Origin of the sequence: Mesorhizobium calcicola (assembly GCF_042682105.1) — a bacterium.
Lineage (GTDB): Bacteria > Pseudomonadota > Alphaproteobacteria > Rhizobiales > Rhizobiaceae > Mesorhizobium > Mesorhizobium calcicola.
This window is the reverse complement of sequence record NZ_JBHUGY010000020.1, coordinates 229,346-253,022: the sequence shown is the minus strand read 5'-3', so window position 1 is coordinate 253,022 and position 23,677 is coordinate 229,346. Positions and strand designations below refer to the sequence as shown.

At 64.0% G+C, this 23,677-nt stretch carries 21 protein-coding genes; 10 read left to right on the top strand and 11 right to left on the bottom strand.

The genetic code is table 11. The features are described 5' to 3' along the window. Positions 1-135 precede the first annotated feature (135 nt). The 5 genes from ACFSQT_RS13250 to ACFSQT_RS13230 form a co-directional block, all read right to left on the bottom strand. Positions 136-1,650: a malonate--CoA ligase gene (locus ACFSQT_RS13250; protein WP_379019201.1), complete on the bottom strand. Its 1,515-nt coding sequence runs from the start codon at positions 1,648-1,650 to the stop codon at positions 136-138. Between the two features lie 183 nt (positions 1,651-1,833). Further along, entirely contained in the window at positions 1,834-2,580 is a 747-nt protein-coding gene (locus ACFSQT_RS13245) for a GntR family transcriptional regulator (protein ID WP_379019199.1), read from the bottom strand. 386 nt (positions 2,581-2,966) lie between these two features. Further along, on the bottom strand, positions 2,967-3,644 hold the full coding sequence (rpe, locus tag ACFSQT_RS13240; protein ID WP_379019197.1) for a ribulose-phosphate 3-epimerase: 678 nt from the start codon (positions 3,642-3,644) through the stop codon (positions 2,967-2,969). A 177-nt stretch (positions 3,645-3,821) separates the two neighbouring features. Continuing rightward, complete coding sequence (locus tag ACFSQT_RS13235; RefSeq protein WP_379019195.1) at positions 3,822-7,685, bottom strand: DUF7929 domain-containing protein; 3,864 nt, start codon at positions 7,683-7,685, stop codon at positions 3,822-3,824. A 10-nt stretch (positions 7,686-7,695) separates the two neighbouring features. Continuing rightward, the gene (locus tag ACFSQT_RS13230; protein WP_379019193.1) at positions 7,696-9,666 is read right to left on the bottom strand and encodes an NHL repeat-containing protein; all 1,971 of its coding nucleotides are present in this window, start codon (positions 9,664-9,666) and stop codon (positions 7,696-7,698) included. Positions 9,667-10,157: 491 nt separating this feature from the next. Between ACFSQT_RS13230 and dnaK the strand changes: the two genes are divergently transcribed. The 6 genes from dnaK to ACFSQT_RS13200 all read left to right on the top strand — a co-directional run bounded on the left by dnaK (position 10,158) and on the right by ACFSQT_RS13200 (position 16,208). Beyond that, the gene (dnaK, locus tag ACFSQT_RS13225; RefSeq protein ID WP_379019191.1) at positions 10,158-12,074 is read left to right on the top strand and encodes a molecular chaperone DnaK; all 1,917 of its coding nucleotides are present in this window, start codon (positions 10,158-10,160) and stop codon (positions 12,072-12,074) included. 214 nt (positions 12,075-12,288) lie between these two features. Continuing rightward, positions 12,289-13,419, top strand: a complete 1,131-nt coding sequence (gene dnaJ, locus ACFSQT_RS13220) for a molecular chaperone DnaJ (RefSeq protein ID WP_379019189.1) — start codon at positions 12,289-12,291, stop codon at positions 13,417-13,419. A 206-nt stretch (positions 13,420-13,625) separates the two neighbouring features. Then, positions 13,626-14,228 (top strand): phospholipid N-methyltransferase PmtA, encoded by a 603-nt coding sequence (gene pmtA, locus ACFSQT_RS13215; RefSeq protein ID WP_379019187.1) that lies wholly within the window; start codon positions 13,626-13,628, stop codon positions 14,226-14,228. Between the two features lie 165 nt (positions 14,229-14,393). Next, entirely contained in the window at positions 14,394-14,990 is a 597-nt protein-coding gene (locus tag ACFSQT_RS13210; protein WP_379019185.1) for an NADPH-dependent FMN reductase, read from the top strand. Between the two features lie 41 nt (positions 14,991-15,031). After that, a complete protein-coding gene (gene pyrF / locus ACFSQT_RS13205) occupies positions 15,032-15,745 on the top strand; it encodes an orotidine-5'-phosphate decarboxylase (protein WP_379019430.1) in 714 nt (237 codons plus the stop codon). 175 nt (positions 15,746-15,920) lie between these two features. Further along, the gene (locus ACFSQT_RS13200) at positions 15,921-16,208 is read left to right on the top strand and encodes a DUF1330 domain-containing protein (RefSeq protein ID WP_379019183.1); all 288 of its coding nucleotides are present in this window, start codon (positions 15,921-15,923) and stop codon (positions 16,206-16,208) included. Positions 16,209-16,240: 32 nt separating this feature from the next. Here the strand turns inward: ACFSQT_RS13200 and ACFSQT_RS13195 are convergent, their stop codons facing one another. After that, the gene (locus ACFSQT_RS13195; RefSeq protein ID WP_379019181.1) at positions 16,241-16,987 is read right to left on the bottom strand and encodes a GntR family transcriptional regulator; all 747 of its coding nucleotides are present in this window, start codon (positions 16,985-16,987) and stop codon (positions 16,241-16,243) included. A gap of 177 nt (positions 16,988-17,164) precedes the next feature. Between ACFSQT_RS13195 and ACFSQT_RS13190 the strand changes: the two genes are divergently transcribed. The 4 genes from ACFSQT_RS13190 (at position 17,165) to ACFSQT_RS13175 (ending at position 19,175) form a co-directional block, all read left to right on the top strand. Next, positions 17,165-17,725, top strand: a complete 561-nt coding sequence (locus tag ACFSQT_RS13190; RefSeq protein ID WP_379019179.1) for an autotransporter — start codon at positions 17,165-17,167, stop codon at positions 17,723-17,725. Positions 17,726-17,933: 208 nt separating this feature from the next. Then, entirely contained in the window at positions 17,934-18,254 is a 321-nt protein-coding gene (locus ACFSQT_RS13185; RefSeq protein ID WP_379019177.1) for an ArsR/SmtB family transcription factor, read from the top strand. Then, positions 18,251-18,715 (top strand): SRPBCC family protein, encoded by a 465-nt coding sequence (locus ACFSQT_RS13180; protein ID WP_379019175.1) that lies wholly within the window; start codon positions 18,251-18,253, stop codon positions 18,713-18,715. Before ACFSQT_RS13185 ends, ACFSQT_RS13180 begins: the two co-directional genes overlap by 4 nt. 43 nt (positions 18,716-18,758) lie before the next feature. Next, positions 18,759-19,175, top strand: coding sequence for a GFA family protein (locus ACFSQT_RS13175; protein ID WP_379019173.1), 417 nt, complete (start codon positions 18,759-18,761; stop codon positions 19,173-19,175). Positions 19,176-19,198: 23 nt separating this feature from the next. Here ACFSQT_RS13175 and ACFSQT_RS13170 read toward each other — a convergent pair whose 3' ends face one another. From ACFSQT_RS13170 to ACFSQT_RS13150, 5 genes are all read right to left on the bottom strand, one after another. Then, a complete protein-coding gene (locus ACFSQT_RS13170; RefSeq protein WP_379019171.1) occupies positions 19,199-20,257 on the bottom strand; it encodes a D-alanine--D-alanine ligase family protein in 1,059 nt (352 codons plus the stop codon). 133 nt (positions 20,258-20,390) lie between these two features. Continuing rightward, a complete protein-coding gene (locus tag ACFSQT_RS13165; RefSeq protein WP_379019169.1) occupies positions 20,391-21,266 on the bottom strand; it encodes an SMP-30/gluconolactonase/LRE family protein in 876 nt (291 codons plus the stop codon). Further along, complete coding sequence (locus ACFSQT_RS13160; protein ID WP_379019167.1) at positions 21,266-21,904, bottom strand: 2-dehydro-3-deoxy-6-phosphogalactonate aldolase; 639 nt, start codon at positions 21,902-21,904, stop codon at positions 21,266-21,268. The genes ACFSQT_RS13165 and ACFSQT_RS13160 overlap by 1 nt, the downstream gene beginning before the upstream one ends. Then, positions 21,901-22,860 carry a 2-dehydro-3-deoxygalactonokinase gene (locus ACFSQT_RS13155; RefSeq protein ID WP_379019165.1) on the bottom strand — a complete coding sequence of 320 codons (960 nt, stop codon included), beginning with the start codon at positions 22,858-22,860 and terminating at the stop codon, positions 21,901-21,903. Before ACFSQT_RS13155 ends, ACFSQT_RS13160 begins: the two co-directional genes overlap by 4 nt. Further along, entirely contained in the window at positions 22,857-23,624 is a 768-nt protein-coding gene (locus ACFSQT_RS13150; protein ID WP_379019163.1) for an SDR family NAD(P)-dependent oxidoreductase, read from the bottom strand. The genes ACFSQT_RS13155 and ACFSQT_RS13150 overlap by 4 nt, the downstream gene beginning before the upstream one ends. Between the last annotated feature and the right edge of the window lie 53 nt (positions 23,625-23,677).

Genomic DNA, 23,677 nt, shown 5'->3' with positions numbered 1-23,677 from the left:
AACCTTGCCCGTGAAGCTTGAACGGTCCGTCGCGAAGAGCGGGGGATATTCCCGGATCGTGTCGTCAGCCGGGGTGGCCGCCACGGTTCCAGCCGTCAAGGGCCCCATCCCGATCCCATCGGGATGGAACAGGCTCTAGGATGTGTAGAGATCCCGGTAGGTGTCGCGCAAAAGATTCTTCTGCACCTTGCCCATGGTGTTGCGCGGCAGTTCGTCGACGAAGATCACCCGCTTCGGGTGCTTGTATTTTGCAACGCGCTCGGCGATGGCGCCGAGGATCTCGGCTCCGGTGATCTGCGATGACGGTGCCCGTACGACGACAGCGGTGACGCCTTCGCCGAAATCCGGGTGGGCAACGCCGATGACGGCGCTTTCGGCGACGCCGTCAAGCGCGTCGATCTCGCTTTCGAGTTCCTTCGGGTAGACGTTGTAGCCGCCGGAAATGATCAGGTCCTTGCCGCGGCCGACGATGTGGACGTAGCCGTCTGCGTCGATCATGCCGAGATCGCCTGAGATGAAGAAACCGTCGGCGCGGAATTCCGCTTTGGTCTTCTCCGGCATGCGCCAGTAGCCGCCGAACACGTTCGGGCCCTTGACCTCGATCATGCCGACCTCGCCCTGGGCAAGCGGCCTGCCAGTGTCGGGATCGGCGATGCGAAGCGCTACGCCCGGCAAGGGGAAGCCGACCGTGCCGGCGCGCCGCTCGCCGTCATAGGGGTTCGAGGTGTTCATGTTGGTCTCGGTCATGCCGTAGCGTTCGAGGATCGCGTGGCCGGTGCGGGCGCGCCATGCCTTGTGCGTCTCGGCCAGCAGCGGCGCCGAACCGGAAATGAACAGGCGAATGTTTTTTGCCGCCTGACGGTCCAGCCCGTCCTGCTGCAGCAGGCGCACGTAAAAGGTCGGCACGCCCATCAGGGCGGTGGCGCGCGGCAAAAGCGAGACGATGCGGGCCGGGTCGAATTTCTGTTCGAACAGCATCGAGGCGCCGGCCATCAGGACGACGTTGGTGGCGACGAACAGGCCATGGGTGTGGAAGATCGGCAGCGCGTGGATCAGCACGTCATCGGTCGTGAAGCGCCAGTGGTCGACCAGCACCCGCGCGTTCGAGGCGAGGTTCTCGTGGCTGAGCATGGCACCTTTCGAGCGGCCCGTAGTTCCCGACGTGTAGAGGATCGCCGCGAGATCGCCCTCGCCGCGCGCCACATCGTGGAAGTCCGCCGGCAGCCGCGAGGCCTGATCCGTCAGCGACCCCTCGCCATTGCGGCCGAGCGTGACGGTGATGGCGCCCGATCTTTCTGCCAGTGCGCCGATGTCGACCGCTCTGGCCGGATCGCAGACGACCAGCCGTGGTGCCGCGTCGCTGAAGAAATACTCCAGCTCGGCCAGCGTGTAGGCGGTGTTGAGCGGCAGGAAGACGGCACCGGCACGCAGGCAGGCGAGATAGAGCAGGACGGCTTCGGGACTCTTCTCGACCTGAACGGCGACCCGGTCGCCGGGCTCGACATCCAATTGCAGGAGCGCATGCGCAAGCTGCGCCGACCGCGCCAGCATATCGCCATAGGTGAACGAGCGGCCGTCATCGGTTTTCATCAACAGGCGCCCGGGCGCCGGCATCCGGGAACGGAACGCGTCGAACAGATGGTTGCTCATAAAGTCTTCCCGGGGTGGCGGAAACAGCGGCGCCGAGCATGCTTTGGCATGCTTTGGCGGCGAACAGTTCGCGGTTCTTGGCCGCGCCGTCAAGACCGCGGACAGCGGTTGTCCCGTCGCGCCAATTGGTTGCGGGCAATGGGGGTTGCGAGCAATGGCCGCAAAAGATGCCGGGAAACGACGTTACCGCCGGGCGCGTTCGGCCTTGCCGGCGACCGCCTTCGACGCTTCGCTTTGCTGGAAGCGCTTCATGCATATGGCAGCGGTCAACTGGTAGTGATTGATCAGGGCTTCGACGGCGCCGTCGGCATTGCCGTCCAGTGCATATTCGGCGATCTGGCGATGCTCGCCGAAATCGTCGCGCTGGACGCTTTCGCCGTCATTGGCCATTTGCCGGTAGCGGTAGGCGTGATCGGAAAGCTGCTCGCAGAATCCCACCAGCCATTGCGACCGGCAGGCCGAAATCAGGACCCGATGGAAGATGCGGTGCAACCTCTCCCAATCCGGATCGAGCGAGTAGAGATTCTGCGGCGAAAGACGTGACGCACGCCCCAGGCGATGCAGGGCCAATACGAGTTGTTCCTCCCATTCGGCGGTGCGGTGGGCGATGGATTCGCAAAGCGCCCGCTCCTCGAGCCAGCAGCGGGTGCGCGTCAGCTCCTCGAGCTCCGAGGCGCTGATCGGCATGATGAAGAAGCCGCGCTGGTCGTGCCGGCCGAGAAGCCCCTCCGAGGCGAGTCGATTGAGAGCCTCGCGGACAGGGGAAGCGCCAGCCCCATACTTGGAAACCACCCATTCGACCCGCAGCTTGCTTTCGGCTTCAAGAACACCACCGAGAAGGTCGTCACGCAATTGGTGGTAGACCGTGCTGGCAAGGGTGCTCTTGGATCCTGCGCCGTCGTGGTTCAGATTGGCAGCTCCGTATGTCATAGCGACTCCTTATCCCCAATTTGTGTTGGGCAATTCGAGTCCGAAACCAGTCCCCTTTCGTACATGTATCTTATCGCGCCTACCCTCAGGGGCTCAAGCAGAAGATCGCGTTATTGTACTTAAGCACGAAGGAATATACGGTCTTCCGCTGTTCGAGGCCGCAAATTCGCGTATTTCTACAACCTTCGGAAACTTAACATGTTTTGTATGCACGCAGGGATCATCTGTTCTTGTATGCATGCGCGATCGTCTTTTCTGGCGCGCGCAAAGGGAGGCCGAATCAGGCCTCTCCTCCACCTCGATGCTTCGCGAATCAGACCCGGCGGACCGTGTCAGGCATGGGAGCCGGCGGCAGCAAATGGAGTTTGAAGACGGGAGTTCGCGGATTAGCCGGCTGCGTTGTCGGCAGCCGTCCTGATCGCCTGAATGTTTTGCCGGTAGGCGTCGACGCCGCCACCCCTGAAGATGGCGGCGCCCGCCACCAGCACGTCGGCGCCGGCGGCGGTGACCAGCGGCGCGGTTTCGGCCGACACACCGCCATCGATCTCGATGCGGATCGGCCGGCCGCCGATCAGCGCCTTGACCCGCTTCACCTTGTCGACGATCGCCGGAATGAAGGCCTGGCCGCCGAAGCCCGGATTGACGGTCATAATCAGGATCAGATCGAGCCGGTCGAGCACATATTCGACCGCACTTTCCGGCGTTGCCGGATTGAGCGACACACCGGCCTTCTTGCCGAGGTTCCTGATGGTCTGCAGCGAGCGGTCGAGATGCGGCCCGGCCTCGGCATGCACCGTCATGCCGTCGCAGCCGGCCTCGGCAAAGGCGGCCAGATAAGGGTCGGCCGGCGCGATCATCAGATGGCAGTCGAAGAAGGCCTTGGTGCGGTTGCGGATCGCCTTGATCACCGGCGGGCCAAAGGTGATGTTGGGAACGAAATGCCCGTCCATCACATCAAGGTGGACCCAGTCGGCGCCGGCAGCCACCACCGCTTCGACTTCATCGCCGAGTCTGGAAAAATCCGATGCCAGCACCGATGGTGCGATCAAGGTCTTTTTGCTCATAAAGGCGGCCTTTCCGAGCGCCCTTCTCATCCGGCCACTCTATCGCCTGCCTAATGCGCAGCAGGTGACTTGTCGAGTGCGCAGGCGGGTGGCTGCACAGGCTGGTGCGACGCCGCGATCCAAACAAAAACCCGCCGGATTGCTCCGGCGGGTTTCTGGCCTGTATCAGGCAGACGGTTACGGCTTCAAGTTCTGGATGTTTCCAGCCGGGGCGTCCTGCGGTTGTTGCTGGTCGATTTGCGTCTTGCGCCGCGGCAGCAGCTGCTGCAGGACGTTTGGGTTCAGCAGGCCGGGTTCCAATGACGGTTGCTGGCGGATCGGCCTGCAGTTTGGATACCGCCCGATCGTGCCTTCCGGGCAATGCCGCCTGATGATCGGCTGGCACTGGCCATTGATCATCAGCGAGCCCGGTGCGCACTCCTCTTGCGGCCTGGACCTGCGGCATGCGCCGTCGATCACCTCGGTCCCACGCGGACAGACACACTCGCCGCGCTTGTTGTGGATCTGGCCGCGTATCTCGCACTGCTCCACCGGCGGCTGCTTGCGCCGGCAGGCATTGCCTTGCACCTCGGTACCCCTTGGGCAGACACAATTGCCGTTGGCGTCGTGGACCTGGCCACGGATGGTGCATTGCTCGGGCTGCGGCCGGATCGGGCGGCAGGCATTGCCCCTGACCTCCGTACCCTTCGGGCAGACGCAGTCGCCGTTGGCGTCGTGGACCTGGCCACGGATCGTGCACTGCTCAGGCTGCGGCCGGATCGGACGGCAGGCATTGCCCCTGACTTCCGTACCCTTCGGGCAGACGCAATCGCCGTTGGCGTCATGGATCTGGCCACGAATCGTGCACTGCTCGGGCTTCGGCCGGATCGGACGGCAGGCATTGCCCCTGACTTCCGTACCCTTCGGGCAAACGCAATCGCCGTCCGAGTTGTGGACCTGACCGCGGATGGTGCATTGGTCAGGCTTGTCGGTCTTGACGCATCTTCCGTTTTCAAGCCCGGTTCCGCGTGGGCAGACGCAACGTCCGTCCTCGGTGCGGATCTGGCCTTCGAGCAGCACGCAGGGCCTCGGCTTCGGCTCGACGATGACACCGCCATCAGGCGAGCACTGGCCGTTGCGGAAGGTGGTGCCTTGCGGGCAGACGCATCTGCCGGCGTCGTTCATGACAAAACCTGGCGAGCACTCTTTCTTCACCTCATGCGTGATGGTGAAGGGGTGGCAGGCATAGGCCTTGCCGCGATCGCCCTGCACATTGGCCTGGTCGCCGGGAAGCACGTCGCCGCCTTGCACCCGTGTGTCGGGAGACAGGACGCCGACGCAGTTCTGGCCGCTGACATTGCCCTGCAGATTGGCCAGTCGGCCGTCGTCGGGAATGACCACGGTGACCTGATGCACCTGGCTTTCCCCGGCGCCGAGCGTCAGGTTGGCAATGCAGGACAGCGGCAAGGTCGCCGGCTCCGGCGAGCAGCCGAAGGGCGGATCGATCGAGGTGATCGCAACGCCGTCCAGCCTGCCGAGCCCTTCGACGCCGATCGCATCGCCGATGCGAACCGGACCGGAGAAGGGACTGGTCCCATCATTCGTGATGGTGATCTCGAACGAGCAGGGTTGGCCGAGCCTGCATTCGCGGTCGCCGGTCTTTTCGACACGTATGGTCGAAGGGCCGCCGCCCTTGGCGCAGGCCTGGCCGATCGGATAGACGACGTCGTCGCCTGGCGCCGGACCATACGAACCGCGCGCGCAGTTCTCGAACTCGCCGTTTGCCGAAACCGTCACGTCGAAGTGGCGGCTGGTTCCGGGTGTCATGACGGCACCGGGAATCTGGCACGACAGCGCATTGGCCGGAACCGGTCCGCACGCCCATTCCGCGCCGTCGGGAGTGACGGTCTGGATCTGGACGGGCGCGCCGCCCGCCACCAGCGTGGCGGCGTCGTTGACCCGCACTGGACCGGTGGGGGCAGCCGTGCCGGCATTGACGACGGTGATGCGGCAAGAGACGACCGCGGCACCGGCCAGCGAGCCATTGCACACCTTGGTGATGCGCAAGGCCGGCTTGCCGCCATTGGGGTGACGGATGCGTTCCTTGGCGCAGGCCTTGTTGTTGGTGAGATCGTCTTCACCAGGGATGGCCTTCACCTCGGCGCAGTTCTCCACCGTGTCGGACTGGTAGCCGGCCGGCATGACCGCCTTGACGAAGATCGGCGTCGAGGCGCCCGGTGCGAGCGAGATGCCCGCATTGTCGCAGCGGAACAGGCCGGGGCCGGTCGGGCCGCAGGTCCATGGCGGGGTCGGGCCGAAGGTCGATGAGGCCGGCGCGCCGCCCGGATAGCTGTCGATCACCGTCAGCGGCCCGTTGTAGGTGAAAGTGCCGTTGTTGATGACGTCGATGACGAAGGTGCAGATGCCGTCGGCCGTGCAGACCTCTGTGCGGGCACGCTTCTTCAAGATCAGGTCGACCTTCTTTTCGACCGGTGGCTGGCATTCACGATCACGATCGCTACGCCGGCAGATCGGGATCGAGGCGCAGCCGCGATCGTTCGACTGGCTGCCGAACAGCGGCTTGCCGCTGGCGGCGTAGTTGTAGCTGGCGCAGTTGCGCAGGACGCTGCCTTGCCAGCCGCCAGCCGGCCTGAAACCGAGCTTGAGGTCAACGAAGGCTCCCGGATTGAGCGTGGTCACCGGATAGGTGCACGTCATCGGGGTGGTGCCGGGTACGCAGACCCAGGGCGGATTGGGCCCTGAATCCAGCGTCGAGCCGGCCGGCAGCGTCACCTCGTCGAGCACGATCTTGCCATGGTAGGCACCGGTGCCGACATTGGTGACCCTGATGGTGAAGTCGCAGCCGCCGCCCATCGTGCAACGCGGGACTTCGGCACGCTTTTCAACCTTGAGGTCCGGTTCCTTGTCCTTGGGCGGGCATCTCTGGTCGCGCGGGATGACGATGTCGATGGTCTGCGTGCAGCACAGGCCCCAGCCTTCCTTCGGCCCGGCATAGGTTTCGATGCCGGTGACGATGAGGTGGATGACGTCGCCGGGTGACGCACCGACGATCTTCCAGTCGAGCACGCCGCCGCCCGCCGGCACCAGCTGGGTGTCGGGGATGATGGTGATGCCGGGTGTCGTGGTCGAAACCTGCACCCACTTGCCACCCATCTCCGGGCCGACCGCCATGTGGTAGATGAAGGCGCCGCCACCGGGCACGCAATCAACCGTGCCGCGTTCCACCTTGAAGCATTCCTTGCCGGGAGGTGGCGGCGGCGGATTGCACTTGGTGACGTCGATCCTGATCGAGGTCTTTTCCCCGGTCTTGAAGTCGCCGTCGTCGGGCTTGCTCGGATCCTGCGACGGGATGATGATCCCCGTGCCGGGTTCCGGCGTCACCTTGATGATGCCCTGGTTGTCGACGATAACAGGCGAAGGAAACGCCGCATGGTCGATCTTGGCCGTGATCTGGAAGGTGATGACGCGCTCGTTGGGAGCGCCGACACCGTCGAGATCGGACGCGGAAATCCGGAAATCGGAAACCGTGGCCGTATCGTTCGGATTTGCCGAGGTGCTGATCGCTGCACCCGGCAATGGTCCACCGGCCGCATCCGTGCCGTCGCCGGACACATTGACGTTGACGATCTCAAGGCCATGCGGAAGCTGGTCCTTGAAGTCGAGCCGGGCTTTTTTCAGTCTGGCCGCGAAGCCTGGGTCGGCAAAACCCTGCGGGTCGCCGCGCAAGCCGAAGCTCAGGGAATAGACGACATAGTCGCAACCTCTCTGAGTGCCCTTCTTGGTGAAGAAAGGCACGACCCGGCCCGGTTCCGGATTGACGATGCGCGGATTGTCGAGGTCGAGTCTGGGCTCCGTAATGACGGTGTAGACCTCTTCGGCGAAGCCTTGCACCGGGGTCAAGGTGGCGACCGCGATACCGGCCGCCATCAGCCAGCGCGCGCCGCGCCTGGCGAGTGACAGGGGTTTCATGATCGTCTCCAAGACGGTTGGCTGCTTTGACTGGTTGCTCGTTGCGAGCGGGGAAAGCGCGAGATTTTTCATCTTCCCCTCCTCAACGTTCGCAGCTGACGGCTGGGGTTTTGAGCGGCAAAGTCATCTTGCAGCAAGGGTAGTAGCCACCCTTGTCCTTGTCGGACTTCCTGTAGAAGCAGAGCCCGACATCGACTGTGTCGCCCGGATAGTGGCCGGTGATGCCGATCGTGTATGGCGTGCCGGGCGCATGCGACATGGGGGAAGTCACCCCGACGCCTGGCGTCCTGGACAGGGCCTTGATCGAATCGCCGCCGAAGCCGGCATGGTCATGGAGATAGAGATCGGCCTCGAGACCCGAAGGCGTGCAGTAGTACTGGACGTCCTCGACATCGAGACAGGGAGGCAGATTGCCGGGCGGTGGGAAGTCCGGCGGGTAGAAGGGTGGCAGATAGCCGCCGGGAATTTCTTCATAGTAGCCGGCGCGGCCCTCGCAGGGATGCCAGACGGCAACGTCGCCGACATGGCCTTCCACTTCGGGATCTTCGAAATAGCCGTCGAAATCGACGAACCAGGAGCCGAACGGCGGCACATTGGCCGGCTTGACCAGCTCCTTGGGCGTGATCTGCACACCATGCACGGCCAGCGGCCCGCCGGCGGCGAGCTGCTCGGCGAGAGCCGGATTGTCGCGCAGCTTGTCGCCGGTGTTGACCAGCGTCTGGGTGCAGACCGAGGTATCGAGATTGCCGTCGGCGTCATAGCCATATTGCAGGTCGAGACCGCCGGCCGACTGCCGGTTGCCTTGCGGGAAGCCGACGGCATATTCCTGCGGCACTTCGACCCAGATCGATTCCGTCGCCGGATCGTCCGGATTTTCGCGCCAGTAGCGGATGACCTCGCCCTTGCCGGAATCGGCGAACTGGCTGTAGTCGTAGCGGTTTTCGACCGGCCCGCGCTGGGCCAGGTACATGAAGCCGCTGTTGTCGAAGGCGATGTCGGTGACGGCGTAGTCCTTGTCGGCCTTGACCGTCAGTTCCCAGCGCGGGTCGCCGGCAAAGGTGCCGTCGCGGGCGATGCCCACCGACCAGATTTCCGACTTTTCGCCGACCGAATAATAGAGCCGGCCGCCATGATAGGAGACGCCCCAGATGCGGCGCTCGTCCTGCGTGTAGCCCCAGCTGTCGGGGTCTTCGCTGTCGAAGGCCGCGCCCTGAATGTCCATCACCGAACCATCGTCGGCGACCGGAGCCAGCCCATGCGCCGGACGCCCGGCAACGCCATGGTCGAAGCTGTCGATCAGCCTGCCGTCGGCGTCGATGCGGTGGATCAGGCCGGTGTCGAGGTCGGAGGCAAAGAACTGGCGGTGAAGGGGGTCGAAGGTGAGGTTGCCGATGCCGGGACCGCTGTTGGTGTCGATGTCGGCAAACTTGGAGACCTGGCCGGTGATGCCGTCGATCTTCCAGATGGTACCCGGCCCGCCGCCGTTTTCGGTGCCGAACTGGCCATCCATGAAGGTGGCGCCGGCCGTGCCGCGGCGCTGCCGCTCCGGCCTGCCATCGTCGTCGGCATCCGGGGTGACGATGCGGATGCCGTGCAGCGAGGTGGCGCCGGCATAGAGATTGGGAACGCCCGACGGTAAGCCGTCGCGCACGCCGTCATCATAGGTGAGGCCGAACACCTGGCCGATCTGTTCGGCCGTGACCTCGAAGGGCGGCGGCGTGAAGACGAGCTGGCCGGCGGCCGGCCCGCCGAGATGCGAGACGTCGAACACGCGCAAGGTGGCGCGCGTGGTGTCGATGAAGGTTTCGTCGACCGGATCGACGCCGGGCGGCAGGCCCGCGTCGAAATTGGGAATGATGGTGCCGGAAAATCCGGTCACCGCCATCGAGCCGGGATAGATGATCTGGCTGTCCTGCGCCCGTGCCGCGCCACCCAGCCACAGACCGGCGGTGAGCGTCAGCGCCAGCAGTCCGCCCGGATGCATGGCGCGGCGCAGGCCGCCGTTGAGAGAAGAGTTGAGAGAAGACACGAACGTGCCGCGGACGCGAGACATGAAGCTACCCCCGTTAGCCACGGGAGAAACATCCGGCGTTACCGCGCAAGCCAGGGCAAGGCGCGGTGGTCCGGCACGTTCGTCCCTGATCGAATTGTCTGCTTTCCTCATCGTCACGATACGCCTGCTCTTACGCAGGGTCAACGGAATCAGCGGGAAGCCCAGCGCATCGACCCCGTCCCGAAGGCGGTGGTCGCGCCGAGCTCCCGTTGTTCCCGGAGACCGCGGAGTCTCTGGGTTAATGGTCATGGGGGGCTTCCTTTCCGGGCCGCACCATGCGGCGCCTGGACATCAGTCGCGGGCGGAGGTGGAAAGGTTCATGGCAGGCCTTGCGCAGAATGCTTGCGCGCGATGCTGCCTGTTCTTATATACGCGCCAAGCCGTTCGGCGCCGGAATGCCGGTTGCCGGAACGGAATTTCTTGTGAACAGGGGCTTTCGTCGGAACGCCTGTAGGGGTCCTGAGAGCCTGCTTAGCGGAGAGACTAGAAAAATGGCAAAAGTAATCGGTATCGATCTCGGCACCACCAACTCCTGTATCGCCATCATGGATGGCAAAGAGCCTAAGGTGATCGAGAATGCGGAAGGCGCGCGCACGACGCCTTCCATCGTCGCCATCAGCGGTGACGGCGAACGTCTCGTCGGCCAGCCGGCCAAGCGCCAGGCGGTCACCAATCCTGAAAACACCATCTTCGCGGTCAAGCGCCTGATCGGCCGCCGCTATGACGATCCGGTGACGGAGAAGGACAAGAAGCTTGTCCCCTACAAGATCGTCAAGGGCGACAATGGCGATGCCTGGGTCGAGGCCGGCGGCAAGAAGCAGTCGCCCAGCCAGATCTCGGCCATGATCCTGCAGAAGATGAAGGAAACGGCGGAAGCCTATCTCGGCGAGAAGGTCGAGAAGGCGGTCATCACCGTTCCGGCCTATTTCAACGACGCCCAGCGCCAGGCGACCAAGGACGCCGGCAAGATCGCCGGCCTGGAAGTGCTGCGCATCATCAACGAGCCGACCGCTGCAGCACTTGCCTACGGCCTCGACAAGAAGGATGGCAAGACCATTGCTGTCTATGACCTTGGCGGCGGCACGTTCGACATTTCGGTGCTCGAGATCGGCGACGGCGTGTTCGAGGTCAAGTCGACCAATGGCGACACCTTCCTCGGCGGCGAGGATTTCGACATGCGCCTGGTCGAGTACCTGGCGGCCGAGTTCAAGAAGGAACAGGGCATCGACCTGAAGAACGACAAGCTGGCCCTGCAGCGCCTCAAGGAGGCGGCTGAAAAGGCCAAGATCGAGCTGTCGTCGACGACGCAGACCGAAATCAACCTGCCCTTCATCACCGCCGACGCGACCGGTCCGAAGCACCTGACGCTGAAGTTGACGCGCGCCAAGTTCGAGCAGCTGGTCGACGACCTCGTCCAGCGCACCATCGACCCGTGCAAGGCCGCGCTCAAGGATGCCGGCCTGAAGGCGGGCGAGATCGACGAAGTCGTCCTGGTCGGCGGCATGACCCGCATGCCCAAGATCCAGGAGATCGTGAAGCAGTTCTTCGGCAAGGAGCCGCACAAGGGCGTCAACCCGGATGAGGTCGTCGCTCTCGGCGCCGCCATCCAGGCCGGCGTGCTGCAGGGCGACGTCAAGGACGTGCTGTTGCTCGACGTGACGCCGCTGTCGCTCGGCATCGAGACGCTGGGTGGCGTGTTCACGCGGCTGATCGAGCGCAACACGACGATCCCGACCAAGAAGAGCCAGGTGTTCTCGACGGCCGAGGACAGTCAGTCGGCCGTGACCATCCGCGTCTTCCAGGGCGAGCGCGAAATGGCCGCCGACAACAAGGCGCTCGGCCAGTTCGACCTGGTCGGCATCCCGCCGGCGCCGCGCGGCGTGCCGCAGATCGAAGTCACCTTCGACATCGACGCCAACGGCATCGTCAACGTTTCGGCCAAGGACAAGGGCACCGGCAAGGAGCACCAGATCCGCATCCAGGCATCGGGTGGTCTTTCGGACGCCGACATCGAGAAGATGGTCAAGGACGCCGAGGCCAATGCCGAGAGCGACAAGAAGCGGCGTGCGCTGGTCGAGGCTCGCAATCAGGCCGAGGCGCTGGTGCATTCGTCCGAGAAGTCGCTGAAGGAATATGGCGACAAGGTTTCGGAAGCCGACCGCACGGCGATCGCAGACGCGATCACGGCGCTGAAGGCCGCGGCCGAAGGCGACGACGCAGCCGACATCGAGGCCAAGTCGCAGGCGCTCGCCGAGGCTTCGATGAAGCTCGGCCAGGCCATGTACGAGGCTTCGCAGAAGGAAGCGGCGGAAGCCGACGCCAAGGCGGACGCCGCCAAGGATTCCGATGTGGTCGACGCCGATTTCGAGGAAATCGACGAGGACGACGACAAGAAGAAGTCGGCCTGAACCGTTTGACGGCAAGATAATGCTGAAAGCCCGGCACAAGGCCGGGCTTTTTTGCAACCCCTTGCGGAAAAAACAGCGGACCTCGCCAAAAAATTGCGGGCAAAGCCGCGTCGACACTGGCATCGCGGTTCCATCGCACCTAAATCGAAGCGTCAGTGCCGGCAAAAGACGCAACAATGCTTCAAGACGTTGAGCATCCGGACAGCGGGAAAAAATGAAAGCTGATTTCTACGAAACGCTGGGCGTGCAGAAAGGCGCTGACGAGAAGGAGCTCAAGAGCGCTTTCCGCAAGCTCGCCATGCAGTTCCATCCCGACCGCAACCCCGGCGATCATTCCTGCGAGCACAAGTTCAAGGAAATCAACGAAGCCTATGAGACGCTGAAGGACCCGCAGAAGCGCGCGGCCTATGACCGTTTCGGCCACGCGGCCTTCGAACAGGGCGGCATGAATGGCGGCGCGCAGGGCTTTGGCGCCGGTGGCTTCGCCGACATTTTCGAGGATATTTTCGGCGACATGATGGGCGGGCGCCAGCGCCGCTCGTCGGGTGGCCGCGAGCGCGGCGCCGATCTGCGCTACAATATGGAAATCTCGCTGGAAGAGGCCTTTGCCGGCAAGACCGCGCAGATCCGCGTGCCGGCGTCGATCTCCTGCTCGGAATGCTCGGGCAGCGGCGCCAAGCCGGGCACCCAGCCTGTCACCTGCTCGATGTGCAACGGCCACGGCAAGGTGCGCGCCACGCAAGGCTTCTTTTCGATCGAGCGCACCTGTCCGCAATGCCAGGGGCGCGGCCAGACCATCAAGGACCCATGCCCGAAATGCGCCGGCCAGGGCCGCGTCACCGAAGAGCGTTCGCTGTCGGTCAACATCCCGGCCGGCATCGAGGACGGCACCCGCATCCGCCTTGCCAATGAGGGCGAGGCCGGCCTGCGCGGCGGACCGTCGGGCGACCTCTATATTTTCCTGGCGGTGAAGCCGCATGAGTTCTTCCAGCGCGACGGCGCCGACCTCTACTGCAAGGTACCGATCTCGATGACGACGGCGGCCCTAGGCGGCTCCTTCGAGGTGACGACGCTGGACGGCAGCCAGACCAAGGTGAAAGTGCCGGAAGGCACCCAGAACGGACGCCAGTTCCGTCTCAAGGGCAAGGGCATGCCGGTGCTGCGCCAGCCCAATGTCGGCGACCTCTACATCCAGACCGCGGTCGAGACGCCGCAGAACCTCACCCGCCGCCAGCGCGAGCTGCTGGAGGAGTTCGAACAGCTCTCCTCACAGGACAATTCGCCCCAGTCGAGCGGCTTTTTCGCCCGCATGAAGGATTTCTTCGAGTCCTTCGGCGAGAGTTGATGCATGTCGCCCAAAAGCGGGAACCGGTTTTGCGACAACGAGATGCATGGACCAGAAATCCAAAGCACGCCCGCGTGAATCCATGAAATGCGTCGCGTCTTGAGACGGGACGAAACTTATCTTATCCACGACATGCGTCTGGTCGCATCTTGCCTTGCGCCGCTCAGGTGTTAAGTAACTTACGGGGAGTGCTGAGGAGAACTTGCATGACACGTCCCGGACTGCGAAAGGCGCTTGCCGAAAAGTTCGATGACGAGCTCAAATTCTTCAAGGGCTGGATCGACAAGCCAAAGACGGTCGGCTCGATCGTGCCGACCAGCTCGATCACCGCCCGCAAGATGGCCTCGATCGTCGATCCGAAATCCGGCCTGCCCGTGCTCGAGGTCGGTCCCGGCACCGGCGTCATCACCCGCGCCATCCTGGCCCAGGGGGTACGGCCCGAAAACCTCTACGCGGTCGAATATTCCACCGATTTCGTCCGGCACCTGCGGCAGCTCTATCCCGGCGTCAACGTCATCGAGGGCGATGCCTTCAATCTCAACGCCACGCTCGGCGACAAGAGCGGGATGATCTTCGATTCCGTCGTTTCCGGCGTGCCGCTGCTCAACTTCCCGGTCGCCCAGCGCATCGCCTATATCGAGAGCCTGCTCGACCGCATCCCGGTCGGACGGCCGATCGTGCAGCTGACCTATGGCCCGATGTCGCCGATCCCGGCCGGCCGTGGCGACTACACGGTCAAGCATTTCGATTTCATCTTCCGCAACATCCCGCCGACGCAGCTGTGGATCTACCGGCGCGAGGCGCATTAGGGGTGTGTCGATATTCAGGCGAGGCCGCCCTGCAAACCTGCGGCGCGGCCTGACCTGAATCTCAACACACCCGTCACGCATGTGGCCCAAATCAGGTTCGAATCTTGGGCCGATGCGTTGATTTGAGCTGCCCTTGCCTGTACCTGTCCGGGAACAAGGTGGCCAATGGCAGTGATCCCGAAAATCCTCGTCTTCGCCGGCTCGGTGCGCAGCGGCGCCTACAGCGGCAGGACCGCCGATGTGGCGCAAAAGGAACTTGCCATGCAAGGCGCCGAGGTGACCCGCATCTCGCTCGCCGACTATCCGCTGCCGATCCTCGACGAGGACCTGGAAAAGGAAAAAGGCGTTCCCGAAAACGCCCTGAAGCTCGGCCGCCTGGTCATCGCCCATGACGGGCTGCTGATCGCCACGCCCGAATATAACGGCTCCATTCCGCCGCTGCTCAAGAACACGATCGACTGGGTGAGCCTGATGCGCAGGGATGGCGGCAGGCCGGTCAGGCCGCTTGCCGGCAAGGTGGCTGGCCTCTGCTCATCCTCCTACGGCCGCTTTGCCGGGATCCGCTGCATCAACCACCTGCGCGCCGTGCTGGTGCGTTGTCAGATGGAGGTGGTGACGCCGGAATGCTCGGTGCCCGAGGGCGGCAGCGCCTTCGACGAGGACGGCAATTTCCGTGACGAAAGACTGTACAAATCGATGGAGCACCTATGTCGCACGCTGATCGAAACCTCGCGCATGCTGTCCACCCGGGTCGAGGCGTGATCGCCGATACCATGCGGACCAAATCCATGCACACCAAACCCATGCAGGCCCAATCGATACAGGCCCAATCGATGCAGCAGAGACTGATCGTCGGCCTCGACGTGCCGACCGTGCAGGAGGCCGAGAAGGCGGTGCGCGAACTCGACGGCGTCGTCTCCTTCTACAAGATCGGCTATCAGCTGGCCTTCGCCGGCGGGCTCGACTTCGCCAGGGAACTGGCCAGCGGCGGAACGAAGATCTTCCTCGACATGAAGCTGCTCGACATCGACCACACGGTGGCCAAGGGCGTCGAGAACATCGTCAAGATGGGCGTGACCATGTTGACCGTCCACGCCTATCCAAAGGCGATGCGCGCGGCGGTGGACGCAGCGCGTGGCAGCGAGCTTTGCCTGCTGGCGGTCAGCGTGCTGACCTCGATGGACGAGCAGGACATGATCGATGTCGGCTATGAGTATGACCCGCACACGCTGGTGCTGAGGCGATCGGAGCAGGCGCTGCATGCCGGTATGGGCGGTATCGTCTGCTCGGCCGCGGAAGCCGAAGCGGTGCGCCTCATCGTCGGGCCCGACATGGCGGTGGTGACGCCCGGCATCCGGCCGGCGGGCAGCGACCATGGCGACCAGAAGCGCGTGGTGACGCCGGCACAAGCGATCCGCAACGGCGCCAGCCATCTCGTCGTTGGCCGACCGATCGTCGCGTCGGTCGACAGGCGCGCGGCGGCGGAAGCCATCATCGCCGAAATGCGCTCGGCGTAAGGACCAGTTCTGAAACTCTACTCCGGCGGTCGCCTGACGGCGTTTTCTGCGCTTCCGGTGCTCACGTACTTTAAGTACGCTCCGCTCCGGTTCTCGAAAACACCGCCAACCGTCTCGCCGGAGCGACTTTCAAAACCGGTCCTCGTCTGCACCGACAGAAACAGGGAGAAGAAGAATGCCCAAGGGATACTGGATCGCGCGCGTCGATGTGCGCGACGCGGAAGGCTACAAGGAGTACGTCGCCGCCTCAAAGCTGGCCTTCGACCGCTTCGGCGCGAAATTCCTGGCGCGCGGCGGTGCGCATGAGCTTGCCGAGGGTGTCGGGCGGGCGCGCAACGTTATCATCGAGTTCGAATCGCTCGCGGCGGCGCATGATTGCTACCACTCGCCTGAATATCAGCGCGCGGTCGCCATCCGCCAGAAGGTCGCCGACGGCGAGATCGTGCTGGTCGAAGGCATCTGAGGCCTATCCCGGTCAGCTAGGAGCGGCAGACTTCAGACGAAGTCCTGAAGGTTCACTTCCCTCAGCTTCGCCCCGCCGAGCAAGGCCCCGATCAGCTGGTGTTTGAGGGCGAGGCAGTGCGAGCGGGCAAGTTTCACAATGCCGGGAACGTCGCTCTTCTCGCAGGCCTGCAGCAATTGCTTCTGCTGTTCGATGATCAGCTGGGTGAAATCGCGTGACTTGAATCCGAGATGGAGCGCCCGTTCCGACTGGTCGAGGATCTGACTGAGGAGCTGTGCCAGCCGCAGGTTCCCGGAAAGCTCGGCAATCGCCAGGCGAAAGGCACGGTCAGCCGCGAGGAATGCAACATGGCTGCGCAGCGTTTCGGGTTTCAGCACCTTTCTTGCCGCCAGCCTGATGTCATCCAGCCCGCGCTCGGTGATGCTGGAAGCGGAAACCCTGAACACTTCCGGCTCGATCAGGCCGCGGACGTCAAAGATCTCGCTGACGTCGCGCAAGGTCAGCGTGGTGATGATATAACCACGACGCGGCTCGCTCCTGACCAGCCCTTCCTGCATGAGGCGGGCCAGCGCCGAGCGGATCGTCGCCTTCTTGATCCCGTAGCGGGCCTCGATCTGCTTCTCCGTCAGGGCTTCGCCAGGCGACAGGACGCAGGCGACGATGTCGCTCTTCAACTGCTCGTATGCCTGCTCGCTGCGCAGGACGTCCGCCGTCGACAGCGCCGTTGTCCCGCCCGGGGAATCAGGCGAGTTCGATGGCGTGGCTTTCGTCGATTTCATGTTTCCGCACTGTCCACTTGTTTGGGCATGGTCTCTGGACAAACGGAAACCGTTTGTCCGAGAAAACCGGATTCCACTTTTCGGGATCATCTGGCTCCGATTGACGTCTTCATCGGTATTGGCTAGCGTTGACCTTCCTAGATATCTTAACTGAGCATCTCAGATAGGATTTGTGGAATGCCCCTATCCGCCGACTCCCCTCTGTATCCTGCCATCACGGACATCGTCAACGCGGCGGCAGGCCCCGCTCCCTTCGAGCAAGTCAAGGCCGTGCTGAGCTTCTACACGAACCGTTTCCATTCGCTGGGCAGGCTGGTTCACGAGGAGGAGGACGACGAGCTGCTCCTGCACGTGAGCCCCAGCCTGACGATCTATCACATCACGCTCTCTCCCGGCGTGCAGTATCCGCCGCACAACCACCTGATGGATGCGCTGATCGGCATCTACCGCGGCAGCGAGACAAACTTCATCTACCCGGCCACCGGCGACGAAATAGAGGCTCCTGAGCGGCAGGATTTCGTCGCGCCCGCTGTGACGCACATGGCTCCCGACACCGTTCACTCGGTTGCAAATACGGGCGGCGGCCGTTCCGGAGCGCTTCACGTTTACCTGGGTGATTTGCCAGGGACCAGCCGCCAGCTGTGGAGCCTGGCCGACAGCCATGCGGAACCGTTCGACAACGACCGCTACATGGCCGGCGCACGGCCTATCCAGCAATCGACCGCCAAGCCTGAATAGTCTTTTGTCCAAATGATCGCGACGGCGTGGGCCGCTAGAGCCGGATGACTTCAGGTCGAAACGACCTGAGGTCTGAATCCGCCTCTAAATCAATGAGATAGAGCATGATGTCGTCCGAAGACCGCTTCACGCTTTTCGGCATCGCGCTCCAGTTGACATGCAGGTATTTACCTGCATATATAGCCTCACAAACAAACGAGTGAGGCCGATGGACGCCGACAAGGTTTTCAAGGCACTGGGCGACCCGACACGCAGAAGGCTGCTTGACCTTCTGTGTGAGAAGAACGGGCAGGCGCTCGGCCAGCTCTGCGAAAACCTGGACATGGCGAGGCAATCCGCCACCCAGCACATCGACCTACTGGAGGCAGCCAATCTTGTGAGCACGGTCAAGCGCGGCCGCGAGAAGCTGCATTTCATCAACCCCGTGCCGCTGCACGAAGTCTACGAGCGGTGGGTGCGGAAATTCGAACGGCAGCGGCTCAGCCTGCTGCACGATCTGAAACAAGAACTCGAAGGAGAGGACCAATGACCCGAGAGACGACCAGCTTTGTCTACGTGACCTACATCAGATCGACGCCGCAAAAGGTGTTCGAGGCCATCATCAAGCCTGATATCGCAAGGCGCTACTGGGGCCACGAGAACGTCTCCGACTGGAACCCTGGATCGAAATGGGAACATATCCGCGCCAATGATCAGCGGACCGTCGAACTCGTCGGCAAGGTCGTCGAGATCTCGCCGCCGACCCGCCTCGTCATGACCTGGGCGAACGCTTCGCAGGCCGACGATCCATCACAATACAGCCGGGTGACGTTCGGCATCGAGGAATACGACACAATGGTGCGGCTGACCGTCACCCATGACGAACTCGAAGCCGGCAGCGGCATGGCGAAAGGCATCAGCCAGGGATGGCCGGCCGTGCTGTCCAGCATGAAATCCTTCCTCGAAACCGGCAGCGGCATCGACATTTCCGCCAAGCCGAAATCAGCCTGATGCCCCGCGATATCATGCAGAACCAGGCCAGTGGAGAACGACAATGACCAAGCGCTATACCGGCGGCTGCGCATGCGGTGCGATCCGCTATGAAACAAGCGGCGAGCCGATCTTTCAGAACCACTGCCAATGCCTCGATTGCCAGAAGCGCGCGGGCACCGGCCATGGGTCCTATCTGACCTTCGGCCGCCGGGCCGATATGGCAATCACCGGCGAGGCAAGCACCTGGCGGGTTGCGGGCGACAGCGGCAGCGAAAAGGTCCATGCCTTCTGCCCGACCTGCGGAACGCCGGTCTACCTGACATTCGTCGCCATGCCCGAGTTTATCGCCGTCCACGCAACCAGCCTCGACGACCCCGGCGATTTCGAGCCGCAAGTCGTCACATACACCGTCCGCGGCCATGCGTGGGATGTGATCGACCCCTCGTTGCAGGCATTCGAGGGAATGCCTCGGGGATAGCGATCCATTCCGGCGCGGCGTTCCTAACCGGTCAGCCGGCTGGCCGCGGTTTCGGCCATGGCGTCGGCAAGCTCCAGGCCCCATTGGTGGCGGCAGTAGGCCCGGAAATCGAAGCAAGGCAGGCCGGGGCAAACCTCGAACTCGATGAGGTGGACCTTGTCGTCGGCCTCGACGCGGAGATCGATGGAAAACACGTCGCGCAGGCCGAGCCCGCTCATCAGCCCCCCGGCAATCGTGCGAATCCTGGCGTCGGCGAGCGGCTGGCTGTCGGCGACCGCGACGAGCTCCGGTTCGGCATAGTGTCCTGCCGCCTTCGCCGCCTCGCCCGTGTCGCCGTAAAGCGCCAGGCTGTCCGCCATGGTCTGGAAATCGGCGCCTGAATCGACAAAGGCCACGCCAAGCGCTTCGACCCCGGCGGCTGGCGCCAGGCCGAGGAAACTGGCGCGCACGTTGCGGCCGGCGACATAGGGCTGGACGACGACGTCGTCGCGATAGGCGGCGAACACGCGCCGGCTAAGCTCCAGTGCGTGGCCGAGATCGCTGGTGCGCGAATCCGCCCAGATGCCGATCTTGGCGCCAAGCCGGTTGGGCTTGACGAACCAGCCGGCGGGCGACGCGGGCGGCTCGACCAGCCACTTGCCGTCGCGCGCAAGACCGGCCTGCGGCACTGGCAGGCCGAGGGCGCCAAGCACGGCGCCGGCACGGAACTTGTCCTGGCAGAGCGCGAACAGCGAATCGTCCGCGCCGATCGTTTTGAACCCGCCGAGTCTCGCAAGGGCGGGTGCCGCGCCGCCGCGGAAATAGGCGATGCCGTCGGTCAGCGTCCAGACCAGCGTCGTGCCCAGATGCTCGCCGGCGAGCACGCTTGCGGCATCGTCGAGCGCCACCGGTGCGAAAGACAGGCCGCGTGCGAGGCAAGCGGCGGCAAGCGCATCGAACTCGTGGGCGAGATCGGTCGACTGCGCCAGATAGGAAGCGATTTCGGCGGCACGCCCCGGTTGATGACCGTCGGCGACGAGACGGTCGAAACAGGCCTTTTCCGGCTCATGGACGAGGATCAGTCTTGGCTTGTGGCTCGTCATGGGCTTGCACGGTTTTCCAGCGGTAGGCGTCGCCTACCATCGCACGGGAAGCGCAATCGGCTCCCGCGAAACCGACCGGGCCGGACGGTTGCGTGACAACGCAGCGGGCAAGCGCGGTTCAATCGGGCGCGGTTCAGGCGATCAGCACGCGCGGTTCGAACCGGCCGTTGACGGGGGTGTCGATGAGGAAGGTCATGCCCGCCTGCGGGTCGAGCTTGCGCTGCTTGTCGTCCTTGCCCTTCCAGGCCGAGGTCACCGCCAGCCGGTCGGCCTTGGCACCGACAAAGGCCGGGCAGGACGCCTGCGTCGCCGGCATGGCAATTTCGCGCAACAATGTGCCATCGGGCGAATAGGCCTTCACCGCCGCGCCGCCCCAGACGGCATTCCACAGCACGCCATCGCGATCGACGACGGAGCCGTCGACGTAGCCCTTCGAGGAGCGGTGGTCGACGAACACTTTCGACTCGCCAACCGGCAGGCCAGTCGTTGGATCGCAGGCGACGCGCATCAACAGGCCGGTCGAGGTGTCGGTGTAATAGGCGATCGTCCCGTCCTCTGAAAAGCAGATCGAGTTCGACACGGTGATGTCCGAAAACAGGCGGCGCAGCTCGCCCTTGAAGAACCAGTAGATCGAGCCCGCACCCTTGCTCTCGTCCTTACCCATCGTGCCGACCCAAAAGGCGCCGCAGGGATGGACGCGGGAATCGTTCGAGCGGGTGAGCGGATTGTCGGCCTCGACCGGCGTGTGCAGCGTCATGGCGCCGGTCGCGACATCGCGGACATAAAGCCCGGTCTCGGTGGCGATCAGCTGGCGCTGGTCGTCGATGATGGCGATGGCGCTTGCCATCTGGCCAAGCTCGTGGATTTTCAGCGCGCCGCCGGCCACGGGCCTTTCCAGAAGCTGACCGTTGACGATGTCGAACCAGAACAGCGCATCGGTGGCGGGATCGTAGCTCGGCCCTTCGCCGAGCTGGCAGATGTGATCGGAAAAAACCGAAACCTCGCTCATCATGCTTCTCCGAACACCGCGTCCCAGGCCGTGACGGCGGCATGCGCGCGGACCGCCACCTCGCCGACGCTCATGCCCGGCTTGAACAGGCTGGAGCCGAGGCCAAACACCGTCACCCCCACCGCCTTGTAGCCGGCAAAGTCCTTTTCCGAGACGCCGCCGACCGCGCCGACCAATGTCTGCGCCGGCAGCACCGCCCGGATTGCGGAAATGCCTGCCGCGCCGAGCACGCTCGCCGGGAAGAATTTCAGCGCCGAGGCGCCGAGCCTGATCGCCTGGAAGGCCTCGGTCGGCGTGAACACGCCCGGCATCGTCACCATGCCGTAGTGCATCGCCCGCGCCATCACCTCGGCATCGATGTTGGGGCTGACCAGCAGCCGCCCGCCGGCCTTGTGCAAGCCATCGACATCGGCCGATGTCAGCACCGTGCCGGCGCCGACCAGTGCCGTTTTCGGCAGCACTTCGACGATCCGGGCGATCGACGAGAACGGCTCCGGGGAATTGAGCGGCACCTCGATCGCCTCGATGCCGGCGTCGAACAGCGCCTGGCCGATCGCGATCGCCTCAGTGGGCTTGAGGCCGCGCAGGATAGCGACCAGGCCGCGCTTGAGCTTGGGAAAAGGTGCGGTCTGGCTCATCGGGCTGCTCCGGTTCTGGCGATCATGCCGTTCTCACGCGCCGCTTCGATGAGACCGGCGCGCACCGCCTCATCGGCATCGACGGTGCGGACCTTAAGTCCGGCGAGGCCGAGTGCGGTTTGGTAAAGCGCTCCGAGCGCGCCGGAGGCGACCAGCACGACCGGTTCCGCGCCGGCGCCATGACGGCGGCTGGCGGAAGCGATCTCGCCACCGATCAGCAGGCCGGACAGGCAGGCGGCGGCATCGTCCGCTTTCAGATCCTGCAGCAGGCCGGCGGCGCGGATGGAAAACAACCTCGAAGTGACATCGCCGGCCTCAGTCAATGCGGTTTCGCACCAGCTGCGGAAGAACGGATTGTCCGAGGTGACCGGCTTGGGATGCTCGCCGAGCGAATGGCGCAGGATCGAGTGCGCGGCAAGCACCGAGAACAGCTCGCCGGTCGGCCAGGTGCCGAAACCGGTGACAGTGCAGTCCTCGACCAGCACCCATTTCGAATGAGTGCCGGGCATGCAGACCAGCTCACGTCCGTTGACCGGAAGGCCGGCGCCGGCAAGCTGCGTTTCCTCGCCGCGCATGACGTCGGGGGCATCGGCCAGGCGCTGGGCAAGGCCCGGCACGATGCGGATGTCGCGATGCTGGCCGGGCACCCGGGCGGCACCCGCCAGGATGGCACCGATCGGCGCCGGAACCACGACATAGGGCGCCTCGAGCCAGCCCTGGCGCGAGCCGGCCATGCCGCAGATGATGACGGGCAGTGCCTCCGGCGCGGCCATGGCCGCCAGATGCCCTTCGAGAATGGTGGCAAAGCCTTTCTGCTGGGCGGTGATCAGGCCATCATCGCCGCGACGTTCGGCAACAACCTTGCCGTCCCTGTCGATAAGCCAGACCCGCATGCGGGTCGTGCCCCAGTCGACAGCCGCTACCGCCGGCGCGTTGCTGGCAAACCCTGGGCTCACAGGAAACCTCCATCGACTATCAGCATCTGCGCGGTCAGCATGCGCGAGGCGTCCGAGGCCAGGAACAGCACCGTGCCGACGATATCGTCCGGCTGCATCACCTGCTTGATGCACTGCTTGGCGACATGGGCGGCCAGCGCCTGTTCGGTCACCCAGAGTTCTTTCTGCCGCTCGGTGATCACCCAGCCCGGCGCAATGGCGTTGACGCGGATGCCGTCCACGCCGAGCTTGCCGGCCAGCCCCTTGGTGAGGCCGAGAATGCCGGCCTTGGCGGCGGTGTAGGCCGGCATGTCGGGGTGATTGATCAGATAGGATGTCGAGGTGAAATTGATGATCGAGCCACCGCCGGCCCTCTTCATGCCGGGCGCCACCGCTTGCGCGGTGAAGAAATGCGGCCGCAGATTGATCGCCTGGTTGTTGTCCCAGAACTCCACCGTCACGTCTTCGACGGCATGGCGCTCGTCGAGGGCCGCATTGTTGACCAGAACGGTGACATCGCCATGCGCCTGCGCCGCGCTTGCGGCGGACGCACGCAGAGCCTCGACGTCGCGCAGGTCGGTCTTGAGATACAGCGGCCGGCGGCCGAACGCTTTCTCGATGCGGTCGGCAAGCGCGATGCTGGGGCCATCGGCGATGTCGATGAAGGCGACATTGGCGCCCTGGCGCACAAAACCCTCGGTCAGTGCCGCGCCAATTCCGGAGCCGCCGCCGGTGATCAGCACCGAGGCTCCTTCGAGGTCGGCAAAATGCGCCGATGGCATCATATCTGTCGTCTCCCAGCGCATGACCCCGACCGCGCCCTTTGCACGTCGTGAAG

Excerpts from the sequence above, each read along its gene's own strand:
- ACFSQT_RS13150 (WP_379019163.1), bottom strand. The coding sequence starts at position 23,624 with ATGATGCCATCGGCGCATTTTGCCGACCTCGAAGGAGCCTCGGTGCTG.
- ACFSQT_RS13200 (WP_379019183.1), top strand. The coding sequence starts at position 15,921 with ATGCCCAAGGGATACTGGATCGCGCGCGTCGATGTGCGCGACGCGGAA.
- ACFSQT_RS13185 (WP_379019177.1), top strand. The coding sequence starts at position 17,934 with ATGGACGCCGACAAGGTTTTCAAGGCACTGGGCGACCCGACACGCAGA.
- ACFSQT_RS13245 (WP_379019199.1), bottom strand. The coding sequence starts at position 2,580 with ATGACATACGGAGCTGCCAATCTGAACCACGACGGCGCAGGATCCAAG.
- rpe (WP_379019197.1), bottom strand. The coding sequence starts at position 3,644 with ATGAGCAAAAAGACCTTGATCGCACCATCGGTGCTGGCATCGGATTTT.
- ACFSQT_RS13180 (WP_379019175.1), top strand. The coding sequence starts at position 18,251 with ATGACCCGAGAGACGACCAGCTTTGTCTACGTGACCTACATCAGATCG.
- ACFSQT_RS13170 (WP_379019171.1), bottom strand. The coding sequence starts at position 20,257 with ATGACGAGCCACAAGCCAAGACTGATCCTCGTCCATGAGCCGGAAAAG.
- ACFSQT_RS13175 (WP_379019173.1), top strand. The coding sequence starts at position 18,759 with ATGACCAAGCGCTATACCGGCGGCTGCGCATGCGGTGCGATCCGCTAT.
- ACFSQT_RS13160 (WP_379019167.1), bottom strand. The coding sequence starts at position 21,904 with ATGAGCCAGACCGCACCTTTTCCCAAGCTCAAGCGCGGCCTGGTCGCT.
- ACFSQT_RS13235 (WP_379019195.1), bottom strand. The coding sequence starts at position 7,685 with ATGAAAAATCTCGCGCTTTCCCCGCTCGCAACGAGCAACCAGTCAAAG.
- dnaK (WP_379019191.1), top strand. The coding sequence starts at position 10,158 with ATGGCAAAAGTAATCGGTATCGATCTCGGCACCACCAACTCCTGTATC.
- dnaJ (WP_379019189.1), top strand. The coding sequence starts at position 12,289 with ATGAAAGCTGATTTCTACGAAACGCTGGGCGTGCAGAAAGGCGCTGAC.
- pyrF (WP_379019430.1), top strand. The coding sequence starts at position 15,032 with ATGCAGGCCCAATCGATACAGGCCCAATCGATGCAGCAGAGACTGATC.
- pmtA (WP_379019187.1), top strand. The coding sequence starts at position 13,626 with ATGACACGTCCCGGACTGCGAAAGGCGCTTGCCGAAAAGTTCGATGAC.
- ACFSQT_RS13230 (WP_379019193.1), bottom strand. The coding sequence starts at position 9,666 with ATGTCTCGCGTCCGCGGCACGTTCGTGTCTTCTCTCAACTCTTCTCTC.
- ACFSQT_RS13250 (WP_379019201.1), bottom strand. The coding sequence starts at position 1,650 with ATGAGCAACCATCTGTTCGACGCGTTCCGTTCCCGGATGCCGGCGCCC.
- ACFSQT_RS13165 (WP_379019169.1), bottom strand. The coding sequence starts at position 21,266 with ATGAGCGAGGTTTCGGTTTTTTCCGATCACATCTGCCAGCTCGGCGAA.
- ACFSQT_RS13210 (WP_379019185.1), top strand. The coding sequence starts at position 14,394 with ATGGCAGTGATCCCGAAAATCCTCGTCTTCGCCGGCTCGGTGCGCAGC.
- ACFSQT_RS13190 (WP_379019179.1), top strand. The coding sequence starts at position 17,165 with ATGCCCCTATCCGCCGACTCCCCTCTGTATCCTGCCATCACGGACATC.
- ACFSQT_RS13195 (WP_379019181.1), bottom strand. The coding sequence starts at position 16,987 with ATGAAATCGACGAAAGCCACGCCATCGAACTCGCCTGATTCCCCGGGC.